Annotated in this window: 21 protein-coding genes; 14 read left to right on the forward strand and 7 right to left on the reverse strand. The window is 69.8% G+C overall.

Annotation, left to right across the window (positions count from 1 at the left end; translation table 11 throughout):
• The first annotated feature begins 16 nt into the window (after positions 1 to 16).
• From AKJ08_RS03490 to AKJ08_RS03535, 10 genes are all read left to right on the forward strand, one after another.
• Complete coding sequence (locus AKJ08_RS03490; protein ID WP_050724787.1) at positions 17 to 2,383, forward strand: type IV pilus secretin PilQ; 2,367 nt, start codon at positions 17 to 19, stop codon at positions 2,381 to 2,383.
• 22 nt (positions 2,384 to 2,405) lie between these two features.
• Complete coding sequence (locus AKJ08_RS03495) at positions 2,406 to 3,188, forward strand: hypothetical protein (RefSeq protein WP_050724788.1); 783 nt, start codon at positions 2,406 to 2,408, stop codon at positions 3,186 to 3,188.
• Positions 3,189 to 3,341: 153 nt separating this feature from the next.
• Positions 3,342 to 3,698: a roadblock/LC7 domain-containing protein gene (locus AKJ08_RS03500; protein WP_050724789.1), complete on the forward strand. Its 357-nt coding sequence runs from the start codon at positions 3,342 to 3,344 to the stop codon at positions 3,696 to 3,698.
• An 85-nt stretch (positions 3,699 to 3,783) separates the two neighbouring features.
• Positions 3,784 to 4,356, forward strand: coding sequence for an elongation factor P (gene efp, locus AKJ08_RS03505; protein WP_050724790.1), 573 nt, complete (start codon positions 3,784 to 3,786; stop codon positions 4,354 to 4,356).
• Positions 4,357 to 4,642: 286 nt separating this feature from the next.
• Positions 4,643 to 5,125 carry an acetyl-CoA carboxylase biotin carboxyl carrier protein gene (accB, locus tag AKJ08_RS03510; RefSeq protein WP_050724791.1) on the forward strand — a complete coding sequence of 161 codons (483 nt, stop codon included), beginning with the start codon at positions 4,643 to 4,645 and terminating at the stop codon, positions 5,123 to 5,125.
• Positions 5,126 to 5,139: 14 nt separating this feature from the next.
• Positions 5,140 to 6,510, forward strand: coding sequence for an acetyl-CoA carboxylase biotin carboxylase subunit (accC, locus tag AKJ08_RS03515; RefSeq protein ID WP_050724792.1), 1,371 nt, complete (start codon positions 5,140 to 5,142; stop codon positions 6,508 to 6,510).
• Positions 6,511 to 6,798: 288 nt separating this feature from the next.
• Positions 6,799 to 7,470, forward strand: a complete 672-nt coding sequence (locus tag AKJ08_RS03520) for a tetratricopeptide repeat protein (protein ID WP_050724793.1) — start codon at positions 6,799 to 6,801, stop codon at positions 7,468 to 7,470.
• Positions 7,419 to 9,914, forward strand: a complete 2,496-nt coding sequence (locus tag AKJ08_RS03525; protein ID WP_050724794.1) for a tetratricopeptide repeat protein — start codon at positions 7,419 to 7,421, stop codon at positions 9,912 to 9,914. Before AKJ08_RS03520 ends, AKJ08_RS03525 begins: the two co-directional genes overlap by 52 nt.
• A 30-nt stretch (positions 9,915 to 9,944) precedes the next feature.
• A complete protein-coding gene (locus tag AKJ08_RS03530) occupies positions 9,945 to 13,943 on the forward strand; it encodes a translocation/assembly module TamB domain-containing protein (RefSeq protein WP_050724795.1) in 3,999 nt (1,332 codons plus the stop codon).
• Complete coding sequence (locus AKJ08_RS03535; protein WP_157370448.1) at positions 13,940 to 17,005, forward strand: BamA/OMP85 family outer membrane protein; 3,066 nt, start codon at positions 13,940 to 13,942, stop codon at positions 17,003 to 17,005. Before AKJ08_RS03530 ends, AKJ08_RS03535 begins: the two co-directional genes overlap by 4 nt.
• Before the next feature lie 36 nt (positions 17,006 to 17,041).
• Here AKJ08_RS03535 and AKJ08_RS03540 read toward each other — a convergent pair whose 3' ends face one another.
• The 7 genes from AKJ08_RS03540 to tolQ form a co-directional block, all read right to left on the reverse strand.
• Entirely contained in the window at positions 17,042 to 18,283 is a 1,242-nt protein-coding gene (locus AKJ08_RS03540) for a spinster family MFS transporter (protein WP_050724797.1), read from the reverse strand.
• Between the two features lie 77 nt (positions 18,284 to 18,360).
• Positions 18,361 to 18,483 carry a hypothetical protein gene (locus AKJ08_RS20735; protein WP_338062179.1) on the reverse strand — a complete coding sequence of 41 codons (123 nt, stop codon included), beginning with the start codon at positions 18,481 to 18,483 and terminating at the stop codon, positions 18,361 to 18,363.
• Entirely contained in the window at positions 18,480 to 19,280 is an 801-nt protein-coding gene (locus tag AKJ08_RS03545) for a Ppx/GppA phosphatase family protein (RefSeq protein WP_338062180.1), read from the reverse strand. The genes AKJ08_RS20735 and AKJ08_RS03545 overlap by 4 nt, the downstream gene beginning before the upstream one ends.
• Positions 19,281 to 19,298: 18 nt before the next feature.
• Positions 19,299 to 20,627, reverse strand: a complete 1,329-nt coding sequence (gene tolB / locus AKJ08_RS03550) for a Tol-Pal system beta propeller repeat protein TolB (RefSeq protein WP_240475426.1) — start codon at positions 20,625 to 20,627, stop codon at positions 19,299 to 19,301.
• Between the two features lie 179 nt (positions 20,628 to 20,806).
• Entirely contained in the window at positions 20,807 to 21,634 is an 828-nt protein-coding gene (locus tag AKJ08_RS03555) for a TonB family protein (protein ID WP_050724799.1), read from the reverse strand.
• Between the two features lie 4 nt (positions 21,635 to 21,638).
• Positions 21,639 to 22,085: a protein TolR gene (tolR, locus tag AKJ08_RS03560; protein WP_050724800.1), complete on the reverse strand. Its 447-nt coding sequence runs from the start codon at positions 22,083 to 22,085 to the stop codon at positions 21,639 to 21,641.
• Between the two features lie 9 nt (positions 22,086 to 22,094).
• Positions 22,095 to 22,781, reverse strand: coding sequence for a protein TolQ (gene tolQ / locus AKJ08_RS03565; RefSeq protein ID WP_050724801.1), 687 nt, complete (start codon positions 22,779 to 22,781; stop codon positions 22,095 to 22,097).
• Positions 22,782 to 23,014: 233 nt separating this feature from the next.
• Between tolQ and AKJ08_RS03570 the strand changes: the two genes are divergently transcribed.
• The 4 genes from AKJ08_RS03570 (at position 23,015) to AKJ08_RS03585 (ending at position 26,226) form a co-directional block, all read left to right on the forward strand.
• On the forward strand, positions 23,015 to 23,431 hold the full coding sequence (locus AKJ08_RS03570; RefSeq protein WP_050724802.1) for a hypothetical protein: 417 nt from the start codon (positions 23,015 to 23,017) through the stop codon (positions 23,429 to 23,431).
• Between the two features lie 72 nt (positions 23,432 to 23,503).
• Positions 23,504 to 24,292 (forward strand): glutamate racemase, encoded by a 789-nt coding sequence (gene murI / locus AKJ08_RS03575; protein WP_050724803.1) that lies wholly within the window; start codon positions 23,504 to 23,506, stop codon positions 24,290 to 24,292.
• A 105-nt stretch (positions 24,293 to 24,397) separates the two neighbouring features.
• The gene (locus tag AKJ08_RS03580) at positions 24,398 to 25,237 is read left to right on the forward strand and encodes a hypothetical protein (RefSeq protein WP_050724804.1); all 840 of its coding nucleotides are present in this window, start codon (positions 24,398 to 24,400) and stop codon (positions 25,235 to 25,237) included.
• Positions 25,238 to 25,350: 113 nt separating this feature from the next.
• Positions 25,351 to 26,226 carry a transketolase gene (locus tag AKJ08_RS03585; protein ID WP_050724805.1) on the forward strand — a complete coding sequence of 292 codons (876 nt, stop codon included), beginning with the start codon at positions 25,351 to 25,353 and terminating at the stop codon, positions 26,224 to 26,226.
• Positions 26,227 to 26,244: the final 18 nt, after the last annotated feature.

Here is a 26,244-nt window from a genome sequence, read left to right on the forward strand (position 1 = left end):
GAACGGGAGCTTAGGGATGAGCCAGGTCTTCAACAGGGTCGTAGGTGCCATCGCGTTGGCGGCCGCCCTGGGGTTCTCCGCCGGTGCTGGCGCAGGCGAGGGTGAGCCTGTCGCCGGCACGAACGTGGTGACTGCGCGGGTGGACGAGGCGAAGGTGCGGAACCCTGCCCGCCGGATCGTCGACGCGAAGGTCGCGAGCGGCGCGGACGGAACGCGCGTGGAACTCGTCGCCGATGGTGCGGTGGGGACGTACGAGCTCCTGGAGCTCGAGAATCCGCCGCGGTTGGCGATCGATCTTCCGGGCGTGAGCCGTGGGCCGAAGGCGGCGAAGCACGTCGGCAGTCGTGAGCTCACAGGGATCCGCTACGGCGGCCACGACGGAAAGGTCCGGGTGGTCTTCGATGCCGCCTCGGCGTCGATGCCCGCCTATCGGATCGATCGCACGGGCTCCGGTCTGGCGATCGTGATGGGCGAGGCCCTGGTCGCCAAGAGCGGCAAGGCTGTTGGCGGCTCCATCGCTGCGGCTTCGGCGCCGACCAAGGCGTCCGGCGCCGGCGAAGCGCGAATGGACGCGACGGCGGCAGCGCCCGCGGCCCCGGCGAAGGCTCCCGTGGCGCTCGCGGAAGCTCCGGCGGCACCAGCCGTGCCGAGTGCCGCTCAGGCGAGGCTTGCCGCGCCCGCGGTTCGAGTGACCGACGTCGCGTTCAAGGGCGACGGCCCCTCGCAGCAGGTCCAGGTGGATCTATCTGGAGCCGGCGCCTATGACGTGAGCCGCCCCGATCCGAGCACGCTGGTGCTCACCATCCCCGGCGCGACGCTCCCCGCCCGCCTGGTGCGCTCCCTCGACACCTCGGCCTTCGAGGGGCCGGTCCGCACCGTGTCTTCGTTCGCGGACGAGTCGGAGGGCGCGGTGCGCGTGGTGGTCGCGCTGGCGCGGCCTGCCGCCGACGAGCTGAAGCGCAACGGGAACCGCCTGTCGTGGACCTTCCGTGGTGAGGACCTGGCCGAAGGCGAGATCCTCGACGAGGCCGTTGGCACGGTCCGGGTCGCTCCCGACGGTGGAGCGGCGCCCCGGGGCGGGAAGCAGCCGACCTACACCGGCCGCCGGGTGAGCTTCGAGTTCAAGGACATCGACATCCACAACCTCCTCCGCGTGATCGCCGAGGTCTCCAAGCGCAACATCGTCGTCGCCGACGATGTGAAGGGGACCATCACGATCCGCCTCCGCAACGTGCCCTGGGATCAGGCCCTCGACCTGATCATGAAGACGAAGGGCCTGGGCAAGGAGGTCACCGGGAACATCATCCGGATCGCGCCGCTCCAGCAGATCCAGCACGAGCAGGAGCTCGTGGCGAAGGCCCAGCTCGCCCGCGAGGACGCGCAGCCGCTCAAGGTCCGGATCATCCCGGTGAACTACGCCCTCGCCAAGGACATGGTGATCAAGACCAAGAGCCTGCTCACCAAGCGGGGCACCGTGACGGTGGACCAGCGGACGAACACCCTCATCGTCAAGGACATCCCCGATGCGCTGGCGCGGGTGGAGTCGCTGATCCGGAGCCTGGACACGCAGACGCCGCAGGTTCTGATCTCGGCCCGGATCGTCGAGGCTTCATCGAACTTCAAGCGTGACATCGGCATCCAGTGGGGCGGCCATCTCACGGCGAACGCCGCTGCGGGCAACTCGACGGGCCTGGCGTTCCCCAACAACGCGGCTGGCGCGGGCTCGATCCCGGGCGCGGTTGGCGCAGGCGGCGCGATCCCCGGTGCCCCGAACTGGGCGGTGAGCTTCCCCGCCGCAGTGGCCGACACTGCCGGCGGCGCGGTTGGCTTCAGCTTCGGCTCGGCGGGTGGCGCGGCGCTCCTGAACCTCCGCCTCACGGCGCTGGAGACCCAGGGCGTGCTCAAGACCGTCTCCGCTCCGAAGGTGACCACTCTAGACAACAAAGAGGCGGTCATCGGGCAGGGCGTATCGATCCCATTCTCGCAGGTGTCGGCCGCAGGCGTGAATACCGTCTTCGTCGAGGCGAAGCTCGAGCTGAAGGTCACGCCCCACGTGACCTCGGACGGCTCGATCCTGATGAAGATCCGGGCCTCGAACAACCAGCCCAGCGAAAACCTCACGGGCGCCAACGGCCAGCCCTCGATCACCAAGCGCGAGGCCGAGACCGAGGTGCTGGTGAAGGACGGCGATACTACCGTCATCGGCGGTATCTTCACCCGGCGCACGGCGGAGCAGGTTGCGCAGGTGCCGCTCTTCGGGGACATCCCCATCTTGGGCTGGCTCTTCAAGAGCCGAACCAATTCCGACGATCGTACGGAGCTGCTCATCTTCGTGAGCCCCACGATCGTGAACCGCGACGCCTCGGTGGTCGCCGGGGGCTAGTCCCCCGAGTTTGGAGAAGCGAATGAACCGGAAACTTCGCTGGAGCGTGTTGGCCGCCGTGATCGGCGCCGCCTCCCTGGCATCGTTCGCGGCGTGCACCAGCCACGTCGTGTCGCCGATGCTGCTCACGGGCTTCTTCCCCGTCCTCCCCACCAAGGATGGCTGCGTGGCCGGGAAGCTGGCGGTCACTAGCGGATTCTTTGACGTGGCGGTCGCGGTTCGGGAGCGTGCGCCCTTCAACATGTTCCTGGATCTCGTCAACGTCCTGGAATCGAACGAGGCGATCGAAGAGGGGCGCCTCAACTCGAACCGGATCCGCGGGACGCGGGTCTTGGTCACCTTCGATCGAACCACCCCCTTCGAGTTCCTTCCCGAGACCTTCGAGATCGGCACGGGCTTTTTGATCGATACGGGCGAGGCGGTGCGCATTCCGGTGGCCGTGATCGCTCCCGAGGTGGCCCAGGTGATCGCGGACCGACCGGAGCTCTTCGTCGACGGCATCCGGACGCTCCGGTTTGCGGTCCGTGTGAAGGGCACGCTCCTCGACGGCACCGAGATCGAGTCCAACGACCTGGATTTCTCGTTGGCGCTCAGCCACGACCGCTTCATTCCCTGCGAGGGACGGGCGATCGACCTCTCGTGCGCCTTCGCCACCGCGCAGCCGGACGGGTTCGTCTGCGTCGACGCCCCGGCTGATCCTGGCGCTGGCGGCTCCGCTGGTGCGGGAGGCTCCGCTGGCTCGGGTGGCTCCGCTGGCTCGGGTGGCTCCGCTGGTGCGGGTGGCTCCGCTGGCGCGGGCGCCTGATCGCGGACGGGTGTTCATGGCAGGGAGGGGGCCGGGCTTCCGTCCTCCTTCCATGTCGACTGATCGAAGGGCTGGCCCGGCTGCAGCTTGACGCGGCGCCGGGCGGTTCAGTACGTTGCGCGCCCCGCGTAAGTGGGCGGTAAAGGGGAGGCCATGGGCTTTCGGGAGCACCTCGAAGAGATCTGCCAGGTGGACGGCGCCGTCGCGGCGAGCGTCATGGGCTTCGACGGGATCGCGATCGACACCGTGACCGCACCGAACCAGGCCGTCGACGCCGAAACGCTGATGATCGAGTACTCCGGCATCCTGGGCCAGGTGCGCAAGGCCGCCGAGCTGCTCAAGGCCGGCGATCTCACCGAGCTCACGATCGGCACGGAGCGGATGACGACCCACCTGCGCCCGATCGACTCCGAGTTCTTCCTGGTGCTGGCGATGTCGCCGGCCGGGAACTACGGGAAGGGCCGCTACCTCTTGCGCGTGAAGGCGCCGAAGCTGAAGGACGAGCTCTAGGAGCTCGCATCACGGTCGCGCTCTCCAGCAGCGGCCCGGTTCGCCGCGAACGAGATCGCGGCAACGAACGAAGGACTGAAGCGAGATGGCAGACATCATCGATACGAGCGCGTTCCGGAACGGTCTCAAGTTCGAGATCGACGATCACCCCTACGAGATCGTCGAGTTCCAGCACGTGAAGCCGGGCAAGGGTGCCGCCTTCGTCCGCACGAAGTACCGGTCCATGATCACCGGGCAGGTCCTCGAGAAGAACTTCCGCTCCGGCGACAAGTTCCTCCGCCCCGACATCGAGGAGCGCACGATGCAGTTCCTCTACAAGGAGGGCACGGACTACCACTTCATGGATCAGAAGTCGTACGAGCAGACCTTCGTCCCGGAGGAGGGGCTGGGCGACGCGAAGAACTTCATGAAGGAGAACATCGACGTCCAGATCCTCTTCTATCGTGGCAAGGCCATCGGCGTGACGGTGCCGAACACGATGGAGCTGAAGATCACCAAGTGCGATCCGGGCGTGCGCGGCGACACGGTGTCCGGCGCCCTGAAGCCCGCCGAGCTGGAGACGGGCTACGTGGTGAACGTGCCCCTCTTCATCAACGAGGGCGACGTCATCAAGGTCGATACCCGCTCTGGCGAGTACCTGACGCGCGTCGTCGCCTGAGAGTTTCGAGCTCCGTCGAGCCCGGGCGACCAGGTGGCTGATGTCAAACGGATGCGTTTGGCACCAGTCACCTTTCACCGGGGAAGCGCGCGCAACGAGCCGGGCGCAAGCGCTGCCGAGGTTTTCGACGCATTGCGTCTTTTGGAAATCTACCTCGGACGTCGACAAATGGCTGGCTTCGGTCGGGCCGCTCCGTAGAATGCGCGGCCTACGGCCCCTCTTTCTCTACGAGGGTCAGGTTCACGACCTGCGACGGAAGGGGCCCTTCCCGAACCGGGAGGATCAATTGGACGTCGAAAAGATCAAGGCGATCATCGAGGCACTCGAGGGAACGGAAGTCACGAAGTTCGACTACCGAAACGGCGAGGAGCGACTCAAGATTCGCCGCGGCCACGAGCCCGTCTACACCTCCGTGGCTCCCATGGTCCACGCGCAGCCGACGCCTCCCCCGGCTGCGCCGATGGCCCTCGCCACCGTTCCGATGGGCGCGCAGGGCGCCGAGGCCGCGAAGGCCGCCGCCGCTGCCCCCGGTGTGGTGGTGACCTCGCCCTTCGTCGGCACGTTCTACCGTGCGCCTTCGCCCGACGCGCCGGACTTCGCCGAGGCAGGACAGATGGTGCGCAAGGGCCAGACCCTCTGCATCGTCGAAGCGATGAAGCTCATGAACGAGATCGAGGCCGAGGTCGCCGGAAAGGTGGCCGAGATCTTCGTGCAGAACGGCCAGCCGGTGGAGTTCGGCGAGCCGCTGTTCCGCATCGAGCCGGCCTGACAAGAGAGCGCCCCGTGTTCAAGAAGATCCTGATCGCGAACCGCGGCGAGATCGCCCTGCGGGTGATTCGCGCGTGCAAGGAAATGGGCATCGAGACGGTGGCGGTGCATTCGACCGCCGACGCCGAGGCGCTCCACGTCCGCTTCGCCGACGAGGCGATCTGCATCGGGCCGCCCTCCTCGAAGGAGAGCTACCTGAACGTTCCGTCCGTGCTCTCGGCCGCCGAGATCACGGGTGCGGACGCCATTCACCCAGGGTACGGCTTCCTCTCGGAGAACGCGGAGTTCGCCGAGGTGACGCAGTCGTGCGGCATCACCTGGATCGGTCCTCGGCCGGAGGTCATCCGGCTGATGGGCAACAAGGTCCGAGCCCGTGAGGCGGCCGCGGCGGCGGGGCTCCCGCTGCTCCCCGGCAGCAAGACGGCGCTGCGCGACGGCCAGGAAGCCGAAGCGATGGCCCGCAAGATCGGCTTCCCGGTGATCCTCAAGGCCGCTGCCGGTGGCGGCGGCCGCGGGATGAAGATCGTCCGGACGCCGGAAGCGGTGGCGCAGGCCTTCAACACCGCGAGCGCGGAGGCCGTGGCGGCCTTCGGCGACGGCTCGATGTACATCGAGCGGTACATCGAGAAGCCGCGCCACATCGAGATGCAGATCGTCGCGGACGAGCACGGCAACGTCGTGCACTTCGGCGAGCGCGAGTGCTCGGTGCAGCGTCGCCACCAGAAGCTGATCGAGGAGGCCACCTCGCCGGCGCTCACGCCCAAGCTTCGCGAGAAGATGGGCAAGGTCGCCCTCGGGGCGATGAAGAAGATCGGCTACAACAACGTCGGCACCATCGAGTTCCTGCTGGACGAGAACGGTGACTTCTTCTTCATGGAGATGAACACCCGCATCCAGGTGGAGCACCCGGTGACGGAGCAGGTGACCGGGATCGATCTGCTCAAGGAGCAGATCCGCCTGGCCGCCGGCGAGAAGCTGGGCCGCAAGCAGGAGGACATCCAGCTCAGCGGCCACGCGATCGAGTTCCGCATCAACGCGGAGGATCCGATCTCCTTCGCTCCGTCGCCCGGACGGATCACCGGCTTCCACGCGCCGGGCGGGTTCGGGGTCCGCTTCGACTCCCTCGCCTACGAGCAGTACAAGGTCCAGCCCTACTACGACTCCCTGATCGCGAAGCTGATCTGCTTCGGCAAGGATCGGCAGGAGGCGATCGCCCGGGGCCGCCGCGCGCTGGACGAGCTGGTGGTCGAAGGCATCAAGACGAACGCCGCCTTCCACAAGCAGGTGCTCGCCTGGCCGGACTTCCTCGAGGGCAACTACGACACGCGGATCGTGGAGAAGATCCAGACGGCCGCGACCCAGCGCGCCATCGAGCGGATGCCGTAGGGATTCCGTCGTCTCGGGCTCCCGAGGCGACGCCCGACGGGCTCGGCGGTAACGAGGGAATCTCGGGCGGTGGTGAAGTGGGGGTCGGGCGGTTTTCGGGGCGTTCGGCCCTCAACGCGTTTCTTGACCCTGCCAGAGCCATCGCCTAGGCTCGGTTCCTCGCCGTCCCCGAGGGGATGCCCAACTCGTTGAAACGGCAGGCGATTTTGGCCCCGGGACGCCCTGGCCCCGGCGCCGCCGGAGACGGGGTGCGCAAGAGGGAGCTGGCAGGACGGACCGAGCCCGCGCATGGACAAGAACAAGGTCATCCAGGCAGCGACGAAGCTCGTCCAGAAGGGGCAGCTCGACAAGGCCATCGCGGAGTACGAGAAGGTCCGGAAGGCGGACCCGAAGGACGTCCGCATCCTGCTGAAGATCGGGGAGCTGCAGCAGAAGAAGGGTGAGAACGTCGAGGCCGCGCGGACGCTGCTGGATGCGGCGAAGAGCTACGCCTCCGACGGCTTCTTCCTGAAGGCCGTCGCCGTCTACAAGCAGATCGTGAAGCTGGATCCGTCGCGGATCGACGTGAACCTGCAGCTCGCGGAGCTCTACCAGCAGCTCGGGCTGATGACCGACGCGATGACCCAGCTCCAGCAGGTGGCGAACCACCAGGAGCGGGGCGGGCAGCCGGAGGTGGCGCTCGAGACCCTTCGCCGGATGGTGGACCTCGATCCGGAGAACGTCGGCTCGCGGATCAAGCTGGGGGAGCTCTTCGCGCAGCAGGGGAAGACGGAGGACGGGCTGCGTGAGCTTCGGCTCGCGGCGGAGCACCTCAAGTCCCACAACCGGCTGGACGACTATCTTCGGGTGGCGGAGCGGGTGGCGACGCTCGCTCCCGAGGATCTCGCGCTCTCCCGCGAGCTCGCGGGATGTTCCTCGCGCGGCGGGATCCCAACCGGGCGCTCGCCCGCCTGCAGGTGAACTTCCGCGCGGACCCGAAGGATCCGACGACGCTAGGACTGCTGGCGCGTGCGTTCGTCGATCTCGGACAGAAGACGAAGGGCGTCTCCGCCTACAAGGAGCTCGCTCGGGTTCTTCAGGAGACCGGGCGGGTCGGCGAGGCGGGCGCCACCTGGTTGAAGATCCTCGAGCTCGCGCCGGCGGATCCGGACGCCCTCGCTGCGGTGGCACACGGCGGAGCGAGAGCGGCCCCCGGAGCCCCGGCTCCTGCGCAGGCGCCTTTCGGCGCGCCGAGCGCGGCGCTGTCGTCTGGGCCGTTCCGCACGCCGGGCGCGCCCTCGCCGCCCTCCCTTTCTCGGGGGCCGAGCGCGGCGGTGTCGTCCGGGCCACTCCGCACGCCGGGCGTGCCGCCGCCTACGCTCTCTCGCGGGCCGAGCGCCGGGGTGTCGTCCGGGCCACTCCGCACGCCGGGCGTGCCGTCGCCCCCCACGCTTTCTCGCGGGCCGAGCGCGCCCTCGCCGCAGCCTACGCCGACGGTCGTCCTGCCGCCGGCAGCCGCCCGGCCGCGGACCCCCGGGCCTTCCGCGGTGAGCGCTCTCAGCGCCGGCCCGCAGTCCAAGCTGCTCGCCGAGCTCGACGTCTACCTGAAGTACGGGCTCCGCGACAAAGCCGTCGCCCATCTTCGGACGCTCCTGGCGTCGGATCCAACCTCGATCGACGTCCACGAGCGCGCGATCCAGGTCCATGCCCTCACGGGCGACGCAGGAGCGCGTCGCGATTCGATGGTCGCGGTGGTGCGGCTCTGCGCCGAGCGGGGCGAGCTCGAGCGCGGTCGGAACTGCCTCCATCGGCTGATCGACGCCCTGCCGGACGACCCGGAGCTGGACGAGCTGGTATCGCTCTATTCCTCCGGTGCACCCGCGGCCTCGGCGCCGGCGGAGGCCTCGGTGGTCCTCGAGCTCGGCGACTTCGGCGCCACGCCCGGGGTCGCGTCGCCGATCGCCGCCGTTCCCGTGGAGGAGGCGGAGGACTTCGTCGAGGCCGAGGGAGACGACGAGCTCCTGCTCTTGCCGGACGGCGTCGAGGACGAGGACCTCTTCGTCGCGCCGGACGCTCTCGACGACGAGGCGCTGCTGGTCCCGGAAGGGGACGAGGAGATCTTCGGGCTGGCGTCGAGCGACGGCGCCGCCGATGACGAAGAGCTCTTGCTGATCGCCGGCGACGAATCGGAGGACGAGGTCGTCGAGGAGAGCTGGGGTGGGGCCGACGAGGCTCTGGCTGCAGCCGAGCCGCTCGCGGCGAACGACGACGAGCTCCTGTCGATGGTCGCCGACGGCGTCGAGGAGGAGCGACGGCTCTCTCTCGGTCTCGATGTCGATCCGCCGACCGAGGACGCGGAGGACGACGACGCCCTCCTGGCGGTCGACGTCGACGTTCCGGAGACGGTCGATCCCCTCGAGACGGCAGGCGGCTTCGACGCCCCCTTCGCCGCGACGCGGGTCGAGATCCCGGCCGGGGGCTTCGACTATGCTGCGACGCGGGTCGAGGGTCGCGCTCGGGACTTCTCGCACGCCTACGCAGCGACGCGAGTCGAGGCTCCCTCTGCGGTCTTCGAGCCTCCTTTCGCCGCGACGCGGGTCGAGATGCCGGCCGGGGACTTCGAGGCCGAGTCGGAAGGCGGGCTCCCGCCGGATCCCTTCGAGTCGACGGCGGTGGAGGAGGACTTCCCGTCGAGCGAGCTCGCGCCCGCTACGGCTCCCGCCGGGGCCCTCGCGCCCAGCGAGCCCTCGGTCACCGAGGTCGCGCCCCCGCCAGCGCTCGCCTCCGTGCGCGAGCCCGAGGCACCGCCGCCGGCCGCTGCCGGAGCCTCGAGCCACGACGACGGCTTCGGTCTCTCCGATCACTTCGACTTCGCCGGCGATCTCACGGCCGAGCTCGCCGACGAGTGGAAGGACGAGGCCAAGGCCCCGGACTCGTCCAAGGACTTCCAGTACTCGGTGGACGACGTCCTCGCCGAGTTCAAGAAGGGCGTCTCACGTACGGTCAAGGCCGAGGATACCGACACCCACTACAACCTCGGCATCGCCTACAAGGAGATGGAGCTGCTGCAGGACGCGATCTCGGAGTTCGACATCGCTCGGCAGGGCTGCGTCGGCCAGAAGCGCGAGATCGAGTGCCTGACCATGCGGGGCATCTGCGAGGCCCTGCTCGGCAACCACGAAGCGGCGATCGCCGCGTTCCTCGAGGGTCTTGGGGCGGCGGCCGCGACCGCCGACACCGCGATGGCCCTCCACTACGAGATCGCCCTGTCGAACGAAGCGCTTGGGAACCTCGACGAGGCCCGGGCGAACTTCCAGCGGGTGGCTCGGATCGATCCCGGCTACCGCGACGTGGCGGAAGCGATCGAGAGAGTCGGAGGGGCCATTCCGTCCCGGCGTGGACACTACCAGGAGGGGCTGGGCTAGGCGCGTGCGCCTGCTGCCCGTCCAATCTCGTTGAAGCGACGCTGGGCCCTCCGCTTCGTGTTGTTCGTATGCGGGATCGCCACCGCGGTCGTGCTGGTCCTGCGCACGAAGTGGGCTGCGAACGAGCTCTGCTCCAGGGGTGAGACGGTGATCTCCCGCCTGCTGGGCGAGCCGCTCTCCATCGAGCGCTGCGAGATCGATCCGGTGGGCATGCGCTTCGAGGCCCGGAATGTCCGCTTCGGCGGGAAGGAGAGACCGGAGGTCTCGGTGCGGCGACTGGCGGTGGAGCTCTCGCCGCTGGGATCCTCGGGCGCGCTCTTCGTACGCTCGCTGGAGATCGACGAGCCGGTGCTGACCTGGACGCTCCCCCCTGGAGACGGAGGCAGCGGTGAAGGCCCTTCCGCCTCCTGCCTCTCGTTCTTCGATCACGTGAAGGTCGGCTCGCTCTCGGTGCGCGACGCCCGTGCTCGCCTCTTGCTGGACGGCGGGTCGAAGGCCGTGGAGGTCGAAGGCCTCACCCTCGCCGTGAAGAGGCGCGGGCCCGGGATCCTCCCCAACGTCGACTTGGAGAGGCGGCCGGAGAGCTACCACGCGACACTCGCGGTATCGAAGGCGCGCTACCGGGAGGATGGAGGCCTCTCGATCCCCCTCGACGCCTTCTCGGCTGCCGTCTCCCTGGAGCCGCGCAGGGGCAGGCTCGCGGTCGACGAGCTCCACGCTGCTGCGCCCGGGCTGGAGCTGTCGGCAAGAGGGGAGATCCGCGACCTCTGTACGCCGATCCTGGATCTCACGCTCGGAGTGAAGGCGACCCTCGAGCAAGCCGCACCGCTGGTCTCGATGAGCGACCTGTCGGGCCGGCTGGAGGCGACCGCGACCCTCACCGGCCCCGCGGCGGAGCCGGAGACGACGGCGAAGGTCTCGCTGCGCAGCTTCGATTTCCACGGCTACGCCTTCGGCGATCTGGACGTGGACCTCGGCGTGAAGGGAAAGCTGCTCCGGGTGGACGAGCTCGTCTGGCCGGTCGGCGACGGGCGCGCGCGGATCACGGCCGAGCTGCAGCTCGAGGGTGACCTGCCGGTGCAGGTGGAGGTTCGCACCGAATCCCTCGAGTTCCAGCGGCTGCTGACCCACCTCCACGTCCAGAACACGCCGGTGCTGATGACCGTGGACTCGACCCACCGGCTGGGCGGCCACCTCGCCGGCGGCTTCGTGCTCGAGGGCCAGAGCTACCTGGAGCTGCGTGGGTTCCACGTGCGCAACGTGCCCTGGCACGCCGAGGGCGGCACGCGGGTCGTGGAGATCCCGGGGAAGGCGACGCTTCAGACCCGGACGCGCGTCACCGCGACCGACATCTTCCTCGATCCGGCGCGGCTGTCCTTCGGCCCGGGGACCGAGCTCGAGATGTCTGCGCGCCTGGGTTTCAACGAGGAACGCGGCCTCACGATCCGTGCCCGCGCCCCGCACTTCGACCTCGCCCACGTGGCCTCCCACGTCGCCGGACTCCCAGTCGCGGGGGTCGGCTCGCTCTCGGCGGTCGTCGACGGCCCCTACGCGGATCCCCGGATCGAGGGGGATCTCGACCTGGCCGCCGCGCGCTTCTTCGCCGCGGAGCTCGGCGCCGTCCGCTCCCGCGTGGTCTCGTACCCCGGCAGGCACACGCTGGACTTCGAATCGCTCAACGGGGTCGCCGGGGGGACCGCCTACGAGGCGGGGGTGAAGCTCGTCCTCGGCGCCGAGCCGACGATCGACGCGAGGATCGCGCTCCGCGAGGGAGGCAGCCTCGGCGACGTCTTCGCCGCTACGGCGGGGATGACCACGCCGATGGCGTGGCTTCGCGACAACCTCGACGGCAAGGTGAGGTCGGTGACGGCCCGCGTGAGCGGCCCGATCACGAGCGCCTCCGGCCGCGCCCGGATCGAGGCGAGGGACGCTCGCTTCCTGGACCGGCCCTTCGACGAGCTTCGCGCCACGGTGGTGCTCCAGAACCTCTCGTCGCTGGGTTTCGAGGAGGTTCGTCTCACCCGCGGTGAAGGGATCGCCGAGGGCGGCGGCGAGATCCGCTTCGCGAACGGCAAGGCGCCCCAGGTCGAGGCGGAGCTCGACGCGAAGGATCTTCCGATCCGCGACCTCCTCGGAGACTTCGGGGTTTGGGCGGATCTCGCGGGAAAGGTGGGCGGCAGCGTCCGGTTCGGTGGCACCACCGACGCGCTCACCGTATCGGGCGAGATCTCCGGCCGGCAGCTCTCGTCACATGGAGTGAAACTATCGTCCACCAAGCTCTCCCTGGAGACGCAGGGGAACGAGGTGATCGTCCGGGGCGCGCTGGCGAAGGCGGGCTTCCTCTCCGCCGCGGTCCGCATGTCGGAGGGGCTCCCCTTCGACGCCAACTTCGACCTCGACGTCGCGGACCTCTCGCGCTTCCTCCCCAAGGACATGGGCCTCGGAGGAGCGGTGCGCGGCACGGTCACCTCGGTGGGAACCCTCTCCGCGATCGGCGCGGCGTCCGGCGGCGCCCGCTTGAGCGAGGTCTCCCTCGTCTCCGGCGACTTCAAGGCCGCGAGCACCGGGCCGGTGAACCTCACCTATGCCGGGACCTCGTTCTCGCTCGAAGGGATCGAGCTGCGCGGCCCCAACACCCGGCTCTCGCTCCACGGCGTCCGCTCCCGGACGGGCGCCCTCGACTTCCAGGCCCAGGGCTCGTTCGACGCCCGCCTGGTGGAGAAGCTGCTCCCGCAGATCGAGCACGCCGCCGGCGTGATCGACCTCAAGGCCTCGATCCTCGGCGACGGCGAGCGGCCGATCCTCGTGGGATCGGCGCAGGTCCGAGACGGCGCCTTCCGCGTGAAGGCGCTCCCGATCGTGGTCGAGCGGCTCCAGAGCAAGATCGCCTTCTCGCAGAACCAGGTGGTCGTGGAGGACGGACGCCTGGTCCTCAATGGCGGCTCCGGCGAGCTCCGCGGAACGATGTCGCTGCGGAACTGGGCGCCGGATCGATTCGATCTCGTGCTCGACGGCAGCCAGATGAGCTGGCGCAAGCCCGACGATTGGCCCGCCACCGTCTCGGGCAGGGTCGCGATCGGCGGCACCTGGCCCGACAAGCTCCTGCTCTCGGGCGAGGTCACGGTCGATCGCCTCCGCTACGCGAAGGAGCTCGACCTCGAGAAGGCGATCCTCGACTTCCGGAAGAAGTTCCACGCCGCCGCGACCTCGGAGGAGCCGGAGCGGATCCGCTTCGACCTCGACCTCGTGGGCGGGCGGGACATGCGGGTCGACAACAGCCTCGTAAAGGCGCGGCTGCAGTTCGTGGCCTCGCCCGGCGGTCGGGCGGGTCGGCTGAAGCTGGTGGGCAGCAACGTCCGGATCGGGCTCCTGGGCTCGGTGGAGGTCGTCGACGCCACCGCCTTCTTCCGCGGCAACACGTATCGGATCACCCACGGGATGGTCGACTTCGCGGAGCGGGATCGGATCGACCCGACCTTCGACCTCACGGCGGAGACCCAGGTGCGCGACTACCGGGTGGCTGCGCACGCCTACGGGCGCCTCGACGACGGGGCCGGCGGCATGGGCTACCAGCTCGACCTGCGATCGGAGCCGATGCTCGCCCAGTCCGACATCGTCACGCTCCTCACCTTCGGGATCACCTCCTGGGATCTCGACAAGGGAGGAAACGCCGGCCTAGGAGGCTTGGCCGCTGAGGCGCTGATGGTGGTATCGGGTCTCGACGAGCACGTGAAGAAGCTCCTCCCCCAGACCCCGCTCCTGATGGATCCCGACCTCTCCGTGACCAGCCAGTACTCCGAGCTCACCGGACAGATGGAGCCCTTCGCCGTCTTCGAGGCCAAGGTCCTGTCCGAGCGCCTCAAGCTCAAGGCCGCGGCGCCGTTCTCCACGAGCCGGGGGCGTCGCGCGTCCGCCGAGGTCACGGTCAGCGACAAGCTCTCGACCCAGCTCGTCTGGCAGAACGAGGTGATCGGCTACTCGTCCGGTGACCTCGGCCTCGACCTGAAGCTCCGGTGGGAGTGGGAGTGAGAGCGTCGTTTGCTCTCATGGCGGTGCTCGCCGCGTGGTCACCTCTCGCGGCCCTCGCATCGGAGCTGGCGGGCGCGCCCGACGAGCCTGGTGCCGTCGCCGCCGTCGCCGCCGTCGCGGTGCCGCTCGGAGAGGAGCCTCCGTCCGACGCCCCGATCGTCCGCGAGGTGGAGATCCGCGGCGTCGAGGATCCCTCGGATCTCGAGCCCTTGCTCACGGTGGAGGCGGGCGATCCTCTCTCGAGGCGCGCCCTCCGCCGCAGCCTCCAGCGACTCTTCGAGACCGGCCGCTTCGGCAACGTGACCGCCTTCACCACCGAGGTCTCCGCTTCGGAGGTGCGGCTGGTGATCATCCTCGAGCCGAAGCGCTCGATCTCCTCGATCCTGCTCCTCGGCGTGACCCGCGCGGATCCCGACGCCCTTCGCCGCGCGTCGACCCTGACCGTCGGCATCGAGCACTCCGAGGACCGGCTGGAGACCGCCGCCGCCGGGATCCGCGCCGCCCTCGCCAAGGCGGGCTTCGAGCGGGCCCAGGTCCGGGCCCGGGCGATCCCCTCGGGGGAAGGCGTAGAGGTCAGGCTCAACGTCGACGAGGGCAACCCGACGAAGCTCGTGCGGCTGAAGCTCGTCGGCGAACCGGGAGACGCCGCCCTCTGGCAGAGCGCGATCACGCTCGAGGCCGGGCAGATCCTCGACCGCGCGCGGCTCGACGCCGAGCTCGACGCCTTGCGCGCCCGCTACAGGCAGGCGGGTTACTACCGGGCCCGGGTGGGGCAGCCCCGGATCGTCCCCCAGGGCGACGAGCTGGCCGAGGTGGAGGTCGAGGTCGCGGCGGGACCGAAGATCGAGCTCCTGATCCGCGGCAACCACGCGTGGGACTCGAACCGCCTGCGCGGCTACCTCGCCTACGACGGCGACACCTTCCTCGACGACGCGATGGTCTCGGAGCTCGCGGGCCGCCTGGAGCGGGTGTATCGCCGCGCCGGCTATTTCGATGTGAGAGTCACGCCCACCGAGCGTGCATCCGCGGATCGCAGGACCGCCAGGCTCACCTTCCACGTGAGGGAGGGGCGCCCGCTCCTCGTCTCCGATCTCGTGTTTAAGGGGAACAAGGCCTATCCGGACGAGGCGCTACGCTCGCTGGTGGAGGAGACGCTCGCGGCGTCGCTGGAGTCGAAGGGCCTGCTCACGCCCCTCGAGCGCGGGGAGCTCGATCGCGCAACCGGGACGGTGCGGCACGGCACGGGGAGCGGCGTCGAGCCGCTCCTGGTCTACGACGACGAGCTGTACGCGCAGGTGATCGACGAGCTCCTCGCGAAATACCGCGACGACGGCTTCCTGGACGTCCAGATCGACAAACCGGCGGTCTCGATCGAGGAGGCGCGCCGGCTCGCCCGGGTGGAGGTCCGCATCCGCGAGGGAAAGCGCACGCGGATCCGCGAGGTTGACTATCCGGGAGCCGCCGCCGTCGACGCCGCGGCCCTCGTTCCCTCGAACGCGGTCGCCATCGGCCACCCGGTCTCCGAGCGCGAGCTGCAGGCGCATCGGGTCGCCGTCCGCGCCGCCTACGGCAAGCTCGGCTACCTCTACGCGTCGGTGGAGACCGAGCTCGTGCGGCCGCCCGAGGATCCCACCGCGGCTCGGGTGCTCTTCTACGTGAGGGAGGGGCCCCAGGTCCGGGTCGGCCGGATCCTCGTGCAGGGGAACGCGCGCACCAGCCGGGTGGTCTTCGACGACGCGCTGGAGCTGCGCGAGGGCGAGGTGCTGGGCAGCGATCAGATCGTGCGCAGCCAGCAGCAGCTCATGCGCCTCGGCCTCTTCCGCACCGTGACGGTGAGGCCCCTCGATCCCGAGGTGGCCGAGACGGTGAAGGACATGGTCGTGGAGGTCCGGGAGCGGCCTTCGAAGGCCCTCGAGGTCGGCGGCGGGCTCTCGATCGCCGACGGGCCTCGCGCCTTCGCCGAGTACACCCAGCGCAACGTCTTCGGGCGCAACCTCCTGCTCTCGCTGCGGGGCCGCGTGAACTACCAGGTGTTCCGCGACGAGGTGCTGGAGATGCCCGCGGACCAGGGGATCGAGCGCTTCGTGGACCTCGGCCTCGGCTATCCGCGGATCTACGGCCTCCCGTTCGAGCTGGGCGCCCGGCTCGACCTGATCCACGAGAGGGACATCCGCCCCGCCTACGGCGTGACCCGCTACGCGGTGGTGTCCGGCCTCGACTGGCCGTTCTCGCGGCGCGCCAAGGCCTCGCTCCTCTACGAGGTGGAGTCGAACTGGATCGAGCGATCGCCGCAGATCGACGACCTCTACACCAGCCTCTCCCGCGCCGACCTGCAGCGCCTCCGCTTCCCGAACGGCAACACGCTCCTGGGGTCTGTGCGCCCGGGCCTGGTGTTCAACCTCCAGGACGATCCGGTCTCGCCGCGCTCCGGCGTCTTCGCGAAGGTCGAGGCCGACTTCGCCCGGAACCTGGGCGGCGACACCACCGTGGACTTCGCGAAGGTCTGGGGCACCTTCACCGGCTACATCCCGATCGCGGGACGGACGAGCCTCGCGCTCTCCGCCAGTGGCGGCCGGGTCTTCCCGCTCCAGTCCTCCTCGACGACCATCGCGCCCAAGCGCTTCTACCTTGGCGGCGCCAGCACGATTCGGGGCTTCGCGGAGGACGCCGTGGTGCCCGAGGACCTGCGGGCGGCGCTGCGCAAGGAGATTGCCGACTGCCAGGCGCTCGCATTCAGCGCCGGCTGCTCTCAGGCCGCCCGCTTCCTGCAGGAGGGCCGCGACGTGCCGTCCACCGGCGGCGAGCTCTTCGTCCTCGGGCGCGCCGAGCTGCGCTTCCCGATCCAGGGCAACCTGATGGGCGGCCTCTTCGTCGACGCGGGCAACCTCTGGTCCGATCCCGCCCTGGCCGACCTCGCGCGGCTCCGCTCCGCCGTGGGCGCGGGTCTTCGCTACGCCACCCCGGTCGGCCCCGTCGCCCTCGACCTCGGCATCAACCTCGATCCGGATCCCGTGCTCTCCGAGGCGCCGTTCGCGCTCCACTTCAGCATCGGGCTGTTCTGAGCCGAAGGCCTCGGGACGTCACTCTGGACCCTGCGTCTAAGGCGCCGGCACCGTGGGTGCGCCGTCCATCTGGCGTCGGAGGACCGGAGCGCCTGCGACGAGGATTACGCCCGCGACCGCGATCATCGCGCAGTTGAGCCGTACGGCGCTGCCGAGGCTCGATGCGTCGCTCACCTGGCCGATGAGCCAGGGCGAGATCGCGTCCCCGAGCATGTGGATCACGAGCACGTTGATCGCGACGGCGGAGGCGCGCATCGACGCGGGGACCACGTTGACCAGCACGGCGTTGAGGGGGCCGGTGTTGAAGAAGAGGAAGAAGAGCGCCGCGAAGGTGGCCGCCCAGTAGATCGCGGGGTCGGGCGAGATGGCCCCGAGCAGCGAGAAGGGCACGGCGAGGAGGAGGCCCCAGCCCGCGGCGAGGAAGTAGCCGCCCCGGTGGCGGAGGTTGAGCCGGTCGCCGAGCCAGCCGCCGGCGAGGGTGCCCAGGAAGCCTGCGACCACCAGGAGCGCGCCGAAGACGAAGCCGGCGCGGTCGAGGGGCACGCCGCGCTCGCGGAAGAGGAAGGTGGGCCACCACGCGGCGAGGCCGCCCATGGCGAAGGTGGCGGCGGTGTAACCGGCGGTGTTCACGACGTAGCTTCGCGTCGTCGCGAGGGTCCGGAGGATCGTGCGGACGGTGGGCGCGACGATCGCTCTGGCGTCGGGCGGATCCATCGCGCCCCGGACCGGCTCGCGCATGAGCAGCGCCGCCACGCCCAGGAGCGCGCCTGGGGCGCCCGCCACGAAGAATGCGGAACGCCAGCCGTAGGCGCTGCCCACCATGCCGCCGAGGGTGAAGCCGAGGGCGGATCCCACCGGGAGGGCGGCGTAGAAGAGGGAGAGCATCCGGCCGCGGCGCTTCTCCTCGAAGAGGTCGGAGATCAGGCTCGGCGCCACAGCGGCGTAGCCGGCTTCGCCGATGCCGATGAAGCTCCTGGCGACGAGCAGCTCCTCGAAGCTGCGCGCCATGCCGCTCCACACCGTCGCGGCCGACCAGAGCACCACGCCGCCGCCGACCAGCCACTTGCGCGGGATCCGGTCGCCCAGCACGCCGGTGAACGGCGAGACCAGCGCGTAGACGACGAGGAAGCTCGAGCTCACGATCCCCATCTCGGCGTCACCCTTGCCGAAGTGGTCCTGAACGAGCGGCAGCATCCCCGCCAGCACGTAGCGGTCGAGGTAGTTGACCAGGTTGATCAGCGAGAGGACGAGGAGCGCGGCGTACGCGCCACGCGCCATCGGGGCGCCTGCGGGAGGAGAAGTCGGATTCAAGGTCCCGTAACCCTAACGCGCCCCCGAGCCACCGCCCAGATCGATCACGCGGCGCCGAAGCGGTCGTAGAGGAGGCCCCAGCGCACGCCGCGGTCGCTGACGATCAGCTCCGCGAAGCCGAGGTGCTCCATGAGGCCGGCGAGGATCTCGGCGCCGGCGACGATCACGTCGGCGCGCTTGGGGGGAGGCCGGGGAGGGCCTTGCGCTCGGCGAGGGGGAGGCGGCCGAGGCGATCGGCGAGGGCGCGGACGTCGACGGCGCGCAGGCGCTGACCGTGGACGAGGCGGCCGTCGTAGGCCGAGAGGCCGAGGTGGAGCGCGCAGAGGGTGGTGACGGTGCCGGCGATGCCGACCAGGGCCGAGTCCGCCGGCGGGGGCGGAGCGGCGGCGAGGGTACGGGTCAGATCCTCGCGCAGGGCGGCGAGCTCGGAGGGGGAGGGCGGATCGGCCCGGAGCCAGCGCTCGGTGAGGCGCACGGCGCCCACGTCGAAGGAGCGGCGGAAGGAGACCTCGCTGCCGCTGCCGTAGACGAGCTCGGTTGAGCCGCCGCCGATGTCCACGACGGCGAGGGAACCTGCGGCAGAGCCGAAGTCGTGACGCGCCGACGCGTAGGAGAGCGCCGCCTCGAGGTCGCCGGAGAGCACCTCGGGGCGGACGCCGCACGCGGCCTCGGCCTTCTCGAAGAAGGCCTCGCCGTTGGTGGCGTCGCGGGCCGCGCTGGTGGCGGTCACGACGAGCTTCGCCGCGCCCGCGGCGCGTGCGGCCTCGGCGAAGGTGCGGATGGCTTCCACCGTCGCGTCGACGGAGGCCGGGTCGAGGACGCGAGTCCTGTCGACGCCCTTGCCGAGGCGCGTGATCTCCATCCGCTCGTCGACCGCTCGGAAGGAGCCGTCGGGCGCGCGCTCCGCCACGAGGAGGAGCACCGAGTTCGTGCCGACGTCGATGGTGGCGAAGCGCGGTCCCACGGGGTGCTCCTCGCCCGCCTACTTCGTGAACGGGCCCCAGGCCGGGTCGGTGTACTCGCCGTCGTCGGCGAGGCCCAGCTTGCGCTGGACGTTGCCGTCGGCCGACGAGACCCAGAGCGACTTCTTGCCGCCGCGGTCGGACGAGAACATCAGCATCCGGCCGTTGGGCGCCCACGCGGGGTGCTCGTTCTGGCCCTGATCCTGGGTGATCCGCTTGACCTCCTTCGTGGCGACGTCGACCACGAAGATGTCGAAGACGATCCGCTCGTCACGCGCGGTGAAGGCGATGAGGTCGCCGCGCGGGGACCACGCCGGGGTCTGGTTGTAGTTGCCCTGCCTCGTGAGCCGCTCGACGTTCCCGCCGTCGGCGTCCATCACGAAGATCTGCGGCGTGCCGTGGCGATCGGAGACGAAGGCGATGCGCTTTCCGTCCGGGGACCACGAAGGCGAGGCGTTGATCCCCTCGGAGTGGGTGATCCGCTTGAGGCCCGAGCCGTCGGCGTTGACCACGTAGATCTCGGGGTTGCCGTCGGTGGAGAGGGTGAAGGCGACCTTCGAGCCGTCGGGCGAATAGGAGGCGCCCGAGTTGAGGTCGCCGCGGCCCACGAAGGCGGAGCTGCGCCCGTTGCCGAGGTTGGCCTTCCAGAGCTGGGGATGCCCGTTGGGATACTCCATGCTCTTCTTGAAGAACGTGAAGGCGAGCTCCGCGCCGTTCGGCGACCAGGCTGGGAGGAGCGAGATCCCGCCGCGATCGGTCACGGGAGCGGCGTTCCGGCCGTCGAAGTCGGCGACCCAGATCTCCTTCGAGTTCTTGGCGCGCTTCACGAAGGCGACTCGCGTGGAGAAGGCGCCGGGCTCCTTGGTGAAGTGCTTCACCAGCTCGTCGGCGAAGCGGTGGCCGATCCGGCGGGCGTCGGCGCGGCGGCCCTCGAGGGTGCTGCCCAGGTCGAGGCGCTGGGAGGCGATCCCGTAGAGCTTGAACGAGGCCTTCGGCCCCTGTGCACCCTTGGTGACTTCGAACTTCACCAGGCTCTCGGCGCCGACGTCGGACCACCGGGTCCAGGCGATCCCCTCGGGGCCCACGGGCTCACGGGGATCGGCGAGGAAGGCCTTGCGCGGCACCACTTCGAAGAGGCCGCTGACCTGGAGGTCGAAGGTGAGGGCCTCGTAGATCTCGTCGGCCGCGGCCGCCTCGTCGCCGACGGCGATGGGAGGCGCGATCGCGATCGGCAGCGGCCGGAAGGACGCGCCGGAGATCTCGAGGACCGGCTGGCTCGACTGCGCCGGGGCGAGGGAGGGGGCCGCGACGAGAAGGGCGGTGACGGCAGAGGCGAGGATGCGCAGCAACTCGGTGACTCCTTGGCGGTAGGCCATTCGGACGGCGTTCCTATCACAAACGCCGCGGCGAGCGCCTTTACGGGCGGAGAACCAGGCGGGGAGGCGTGCATTCCCGGCGGGGTTCTGGGAAACCGGGCCCCGATCGGAGTCGGGGCCCGAGCCCGTTCCTCCAGGGACCCGAACCGGGCTCACATCCGGAAGCGGACGGCCAGGCCCTTCAGCATCGAGAGGAGGTGGTCCGGGGGCGGCGGGAGAGGCGAGGCCTTCTTCACGGCGGACTCCAGCGCCGCGTCGAAGCTGCCGTTCCCGGACGGCTCGCTGATCTTGAAGCTCGAGATCGTCCCGTTCCGCTCCACCCGGATGGTGACCACCGCGACCAGTCGGACCCGCTCCGCGTCGGGGATGGTGGACGGAACGATGTAGTGCGACTTGATCCGCTGCTCCACCAGGGCCAGGTAGCGCTCGCCTTCCTCGGCCCGTTCGGCGTCACCCATCGGGTCGCCGTCGGCCTGGCCGGGGAGCTCCTCGGGCTTCCCGGCCCGGGTCCCGGAGGCGAAGCGCTTCATGATGTCGTCCATTTTCTGCTTCGAATCCGGGACCTTCGGCGCCTCGGCCTGCTGGGCCGCGGGAGCCTTCGGGGGCGCGGCCTCGGCGACGGCGACGGGCTTGGCCGTCTCCGTGGGAGCAGGTGGCGCCGGCGTCGGATCGGGCTTCACGGGTGCGGTCTGGCCGGGCGTGACCACCGCCGCATCCTTCGGCGCCTGCTGCGCGGGCGGGGCGGTGGGGAGCCTGGGGAGGAGCCTCTCCTCCCTGGGCGTGCCGAGGCGCACGAGCTTGGCGACGATCGGCTTCTGGTTCGAGTCGATGCCGTCGCCGCACGAGCCGAGGCTCGCGCCGACGATGAAGCCGACGAGGATGACGCCGTGGAGGACGGCGGAGACGATCCACGCCCAACCGTAGCGGTCCTTGCGCGGGATCAGGCTGCTCCGCGAGAGCGCCTGGGGCTCGGGGCGCACGCGCCTACTTCCTCGCGCCAGGCTTCGGCGGCTGCTCGGGCCGCTGGAGCGGATCGGTGATCATCCCCATCGAGGGGATCCCCGCGCGCTGGATCGCGGCCATCAGCTCCACCACGAAGCCGTAGGGGAGCGAGCGATCGGCGTGGAGGTAGATCTCCTTGTCCGCCTGGGCCTTGGGGTTGTTCCGGAGCTTCTCCTCGAGGTCCGCGAGCGTCACCTGCGCCTCGCCGATGTAGATGCTCTGATCGGACTTGGCCGAGAGGACGAGCTTCTTCTCCTCCTTCGCCTCGATCGGCTGCGCGCGGGCGTCGGGGAGGTCGACCTTCACGCCCTGCTGCATCAGCGGGGCGGTGACCATGAAGATGATGAGAAGTACCAGCATCACGTCCACGAGGGGCGTGACGTTGATCTCGCTGAGGCCGGAACGGCCGCCGCCGCTGGAGAAGCCCATGGAGGTCTCCTACTTGGCGAAGTGCCGCTTGACGATGTTGAGGAAGTCCGACGCGAAGTTGGCCATCTCGCTGTCGAGGATCTTGATGCGCGAGACGAAGTGGTTGTAGGCCACCACCGCCGGGATCGCGGCGAAGAGGCCCACCGCCGTGGCGATCAGCGCCTCGGAGATCGGCTTGGCCACCGTCGCGAGGTTCGCGTTGCCGGCGGCATAGATCTCGCTGAAGGCGCGCATGATGCCCCACACCGTGCCGAAGAGGCCGACGAAGGGCGACGCGGACGCGGTGGTGCCGAGGAAGGCGATGTGGCGCTCGAGGTGGGTGAGCTCGGCGGTGGCCGCCCGGCGCAGCGCGCGCTCGATGTTCTCGAGGCCGTCGCCGTCGACCTTGCCCGTTGTCCCGTCGCCGGTGAGCTTCACTAGCTCCACGTAGCCCGCGCGGAAGACCTGGGAGACCGGCGAGTCCTTGAGGGAGTCGGCCTTGGCGTAGATCTCGTCGAGGCGGCGGCTCTGCCAGAAGGCCTCGAGGAAGGCCACGGACTGCCCCTGCGCCTGGCGCATCTGGAGGACCTTGCGGACGATGATCGCCCAGCTCCAGCCCGACGCGAGGAGGAGGACGATGAGGACCATCCATCCCACCGGGCCGCCGGCCCGGATCGCTTCGGCGTAGTCGATTCCTGCTGCGAGAACGATTGGCATCTGACGAATCCTCGAAAACCCGCTCGTAACACGGGCCCCGCGCGAGGGCAACGAAGCGGCGGCCGCTCGCCTCCCGGGTGCTCCCGTGTTCTTCAGCGATCCCGGGAGGTTCCGCGGACGCGCCCGGCGCTCCGCGATTCGGGGCATGGTCGCACGGCTCATGCGTTTGAATCGAATCGGACCTCGTCCCGTCGAAGACGCAACTCCGGCAGCTCGCCGGGCCCGAGGACGCCATGTCACGCACCAACTCTTCGACCTTCGCCTCGTCGCTCCTCTCGCGCCTTCGCCTCGGCCTTCTTCCCGTCGTCGCGGCCCTCGCGATGGGGCTCTCCGGCTGCATCCACTACGACGACGGCGCCGACTCGCGCATGTACTGGACCTTCGCCGGCCGAGACTGCGGCAGGGCTGGTGTCGACACGGTCCAGATCTTCATCGAGTCGCGCGACGGCTACGTCTACGACTCCGCGATCGTCGCTTGCGAGCGCGGCTACGTGGACTTCTACGACCTCCCGTCCGGCGACGTCTGGGTGACGGCCCTCGGCTTCGACCGCCGCGGCGCGTATGCGACCTGGGACTTCTACCGGAACATCCGCATGCATCACGGCTACAACGAGCTCACGCTCGAGCTGATCCCCTCCGGTGCCCGCTAGTCTCTCGACGTTCGATCCCGTCGCGTTGTAGAAGCGCGTGGACGGGCATCCGCCCGCCGGTGGAGTCAGGTGATGGGACGAGCGATCGGCGTCTTCGACTCGGGGGTGGGCGGCCTCACGGTCCTTCGGGCGATCCGCGAGAAGCTGCCCCACGAGGCCACCGTCTACCTCGGCGACACGGCCCGGGTGCCCTACGGATCCAAGAGCCCCGAGGTCGTCGCACGCTACTCGCTGAACAACGCGCGCTTCCTGCTCCAGCACGACCTGAAACTCCTGGTGGTGGCCTGTAACACGGCCACCGCCCACGCGCTCCCGGCGCTCCAGGCCGCGCTCACGGTCCCGGTGATCGGCGTGGTGGAGCCCGGCGCACAGGTCGCTGCAGCGCTCACCCGGAACGGCCGAATCGGCGTGATCGGCACGGCGGGCACCATCGCCTCCGGCGCCTACCAGCGCGCCCTCGAAGCCGCGGCGCCGGGCGCTACCGTCTTCGCCTCCGCGTGCCCGCTCTTCGTGCCGCTTGCGGAGGAAGGCTGGACCAGCGGCGACCTCCCCCGCGCCGTGGCCGAGCGGTATCTGGGCGCGCTTCGGGGCTCGGTCGATACCCTCGTGCTCGGCTGCACCCACTATCCGCTCCTGCGCGGCGCGATCGCCGAGGTGATGGGGCCGGGGGTGACGCTGGTGGACTCGGCGCAGGCGACGGCCGCCGCCGTGGCCGAGCGGCTCGCGGCCTCGGGCGACCGCGAGACCGGCGGCGATCCCTCGCACCTCTTGTACGTGACCGACATCCCCGCGCAGTTCCCGTCGATCGCGGAGGCCTTCCTGGGCAGCAGGCCCGAGCACGTCGAGCAGGTGGACGTCTAGGTCGAAAACCGGCAGCGGGGCAGGGGGATACGACTTCCTTGACGGGGCGGTGGAATCGGCTGACCATCGGACGCGGTCGCGATCCGTCCGCGTCCTCGGAAGACCATGGCCGCCCCCAAGAACTTCGTCACCGGCTTCAACCACAACGTCCGGCACAACGGGCAGGGGTACCACGTCCAGACCGAGGACTCGGGCGACGAGATCGCCCACGTGATCACCCACCTCTTCCAGGGTGGGAACATCCTCGCTACCAAGAAGTCGTCGTATGCGGAGCTGCGCGGCGAGCCGGACCTGAAGGCGAGGGTGCGCGCGCTGATGGAGGAGCAGCACAAGAAGATGCTCCGCGAGCTGATCGCGGGGGCCTTCGACTCCCTCGTCGCTCCGTCTAGCCCCGCGCCCGCCGCCCCGCCTGTCTCCGCGCAGTCCCCGGGACCTCGGTCTTCGCCGCCGGCTTTCGCGCAATCGCCGGGACCGCGTTCCGCGCCGCCGTCCTTCTCGAAGACACCTGGGCCTCTCGGCGCTCAGCCGGTCTTCGCGCAGTCGCCCGGGCCGCCGTTGGCCCACAGCGGCGCGAATTCGCGGCCGTCGAGCCCGTGGGGGCGAGTCCCTCTCTGGCCCACGGCCCTCGAGGCCGCCGCCATGGAGCGTGGATCGCCGACTGCGGGGTCCTCCCCGAAGCCGACTCCGACCTTCCCGGCTCCTCCCGCTCGTGCCTCGACTCCGCCCGTGGCTCCTCCGGTGCTGACCCCGGCGGCGAAGGCCGCGCCCGCCACGCCGTTTCCGATCCGGGGCTTTCCCGGCGGGAAGCTCCCGGAGCCGACCCCGGGCCCCGGCGTGTGGCGGAACGAGCTGCCTGCCGAGACGATCCACGTCGACGATCTCGCCTCGGAGAAGAGCCTGGATCAGGCGATCCTGCGCTACCTCGCGGGCGAGCGGGACGAGTAGGGACGTCTGCCACCCTACCGCCGGCCGCGGTGGTTGAAACCGAACGGAGGCGCTGCTAGGTTGCGCCGCCTTCGGCCCTCCCTCGCCGAAGCCCGCGAAAGGCAAAGACGCCGATGTTCCCAGCGAATCCCGAGCGACCGCTCGCGCAGACCGCCTCCGATCCCGCGGCAATCGCCCGCCTCGTCGAGATCGCCCGCCGGATGCGGATCGACATCATCGAGATGCTCGGCAAGGCCGGCTCCGGCCATCCGGGTGGCAGCCTCTCCGCCATCGACATGGTGACGGCCCTCTACTTCGAGGTGCTGCGCCACGACCCGAAGAACCCGGCCTGGGACAATCGGGACCGCTTCGTGCTCTCCAAGGGCCACGCCGTCCCCGCGGTCTACGCGACCATGGCGGAGGCGGGCTACATCCCCCACGACGAGCTCGCCACGCTTCGCGAGCTCGGCAGCCGGCTGCAGGGGCATCCGGTGACCTCCTTCGTGCTCGCTCCGGGTGTCGAGGCCTGCACCGGCTCGCTCGGCCAGGGGCTATCGGTCGCCCAGGGGATGGCGCTGGCCTCCAAGTTGGCCGGCAACCCCTTCCGCGTGTACGCGATGATGGGCGACGGCGAGATGCAGGAAGGCCAGGTCTGGGAGGCGCTGATGAGCGCGCCCAAGTTCGGCCTCGACAACCTCGTGGGCATCCTCGACTACAACAAGGGCCAGATCGACGGTCCCACGGACGAGGTGATGAGCCTCGAGCCGCTGATGGACAAGCTGAAGGCGTTCAACTGGCACGTGCTCCGGGTGAACGGCCACGACATCGGCGCCTTCCTGGGCGCGATCGCCGAGGCCCACGCCACCAAGGGCAAGCCGACCTTCATCGTGGCCGACACGGTGAAGGGCAAGGGCGTCTCCTTCATGGAGCACAAGATCAGCTGGCACGGCTCGGCCCCCAACGCCGAGCAGGTGAAGCAGGCCGTGGCGGAGCTGAACGCCGCTCGCTAGAGCGAACACTTTTTCGCC

The sequence above is a fragment of the Vulgatibacter incomptus genome (assembly GCF_001263175.1).
Taxonomy (GTDB): Bacteria; Myxococcota; Myxococcia; order Myxococcales; family Vulgatibacteraceae; genus Vulgatibacter; species Vulgatibacter incomptus.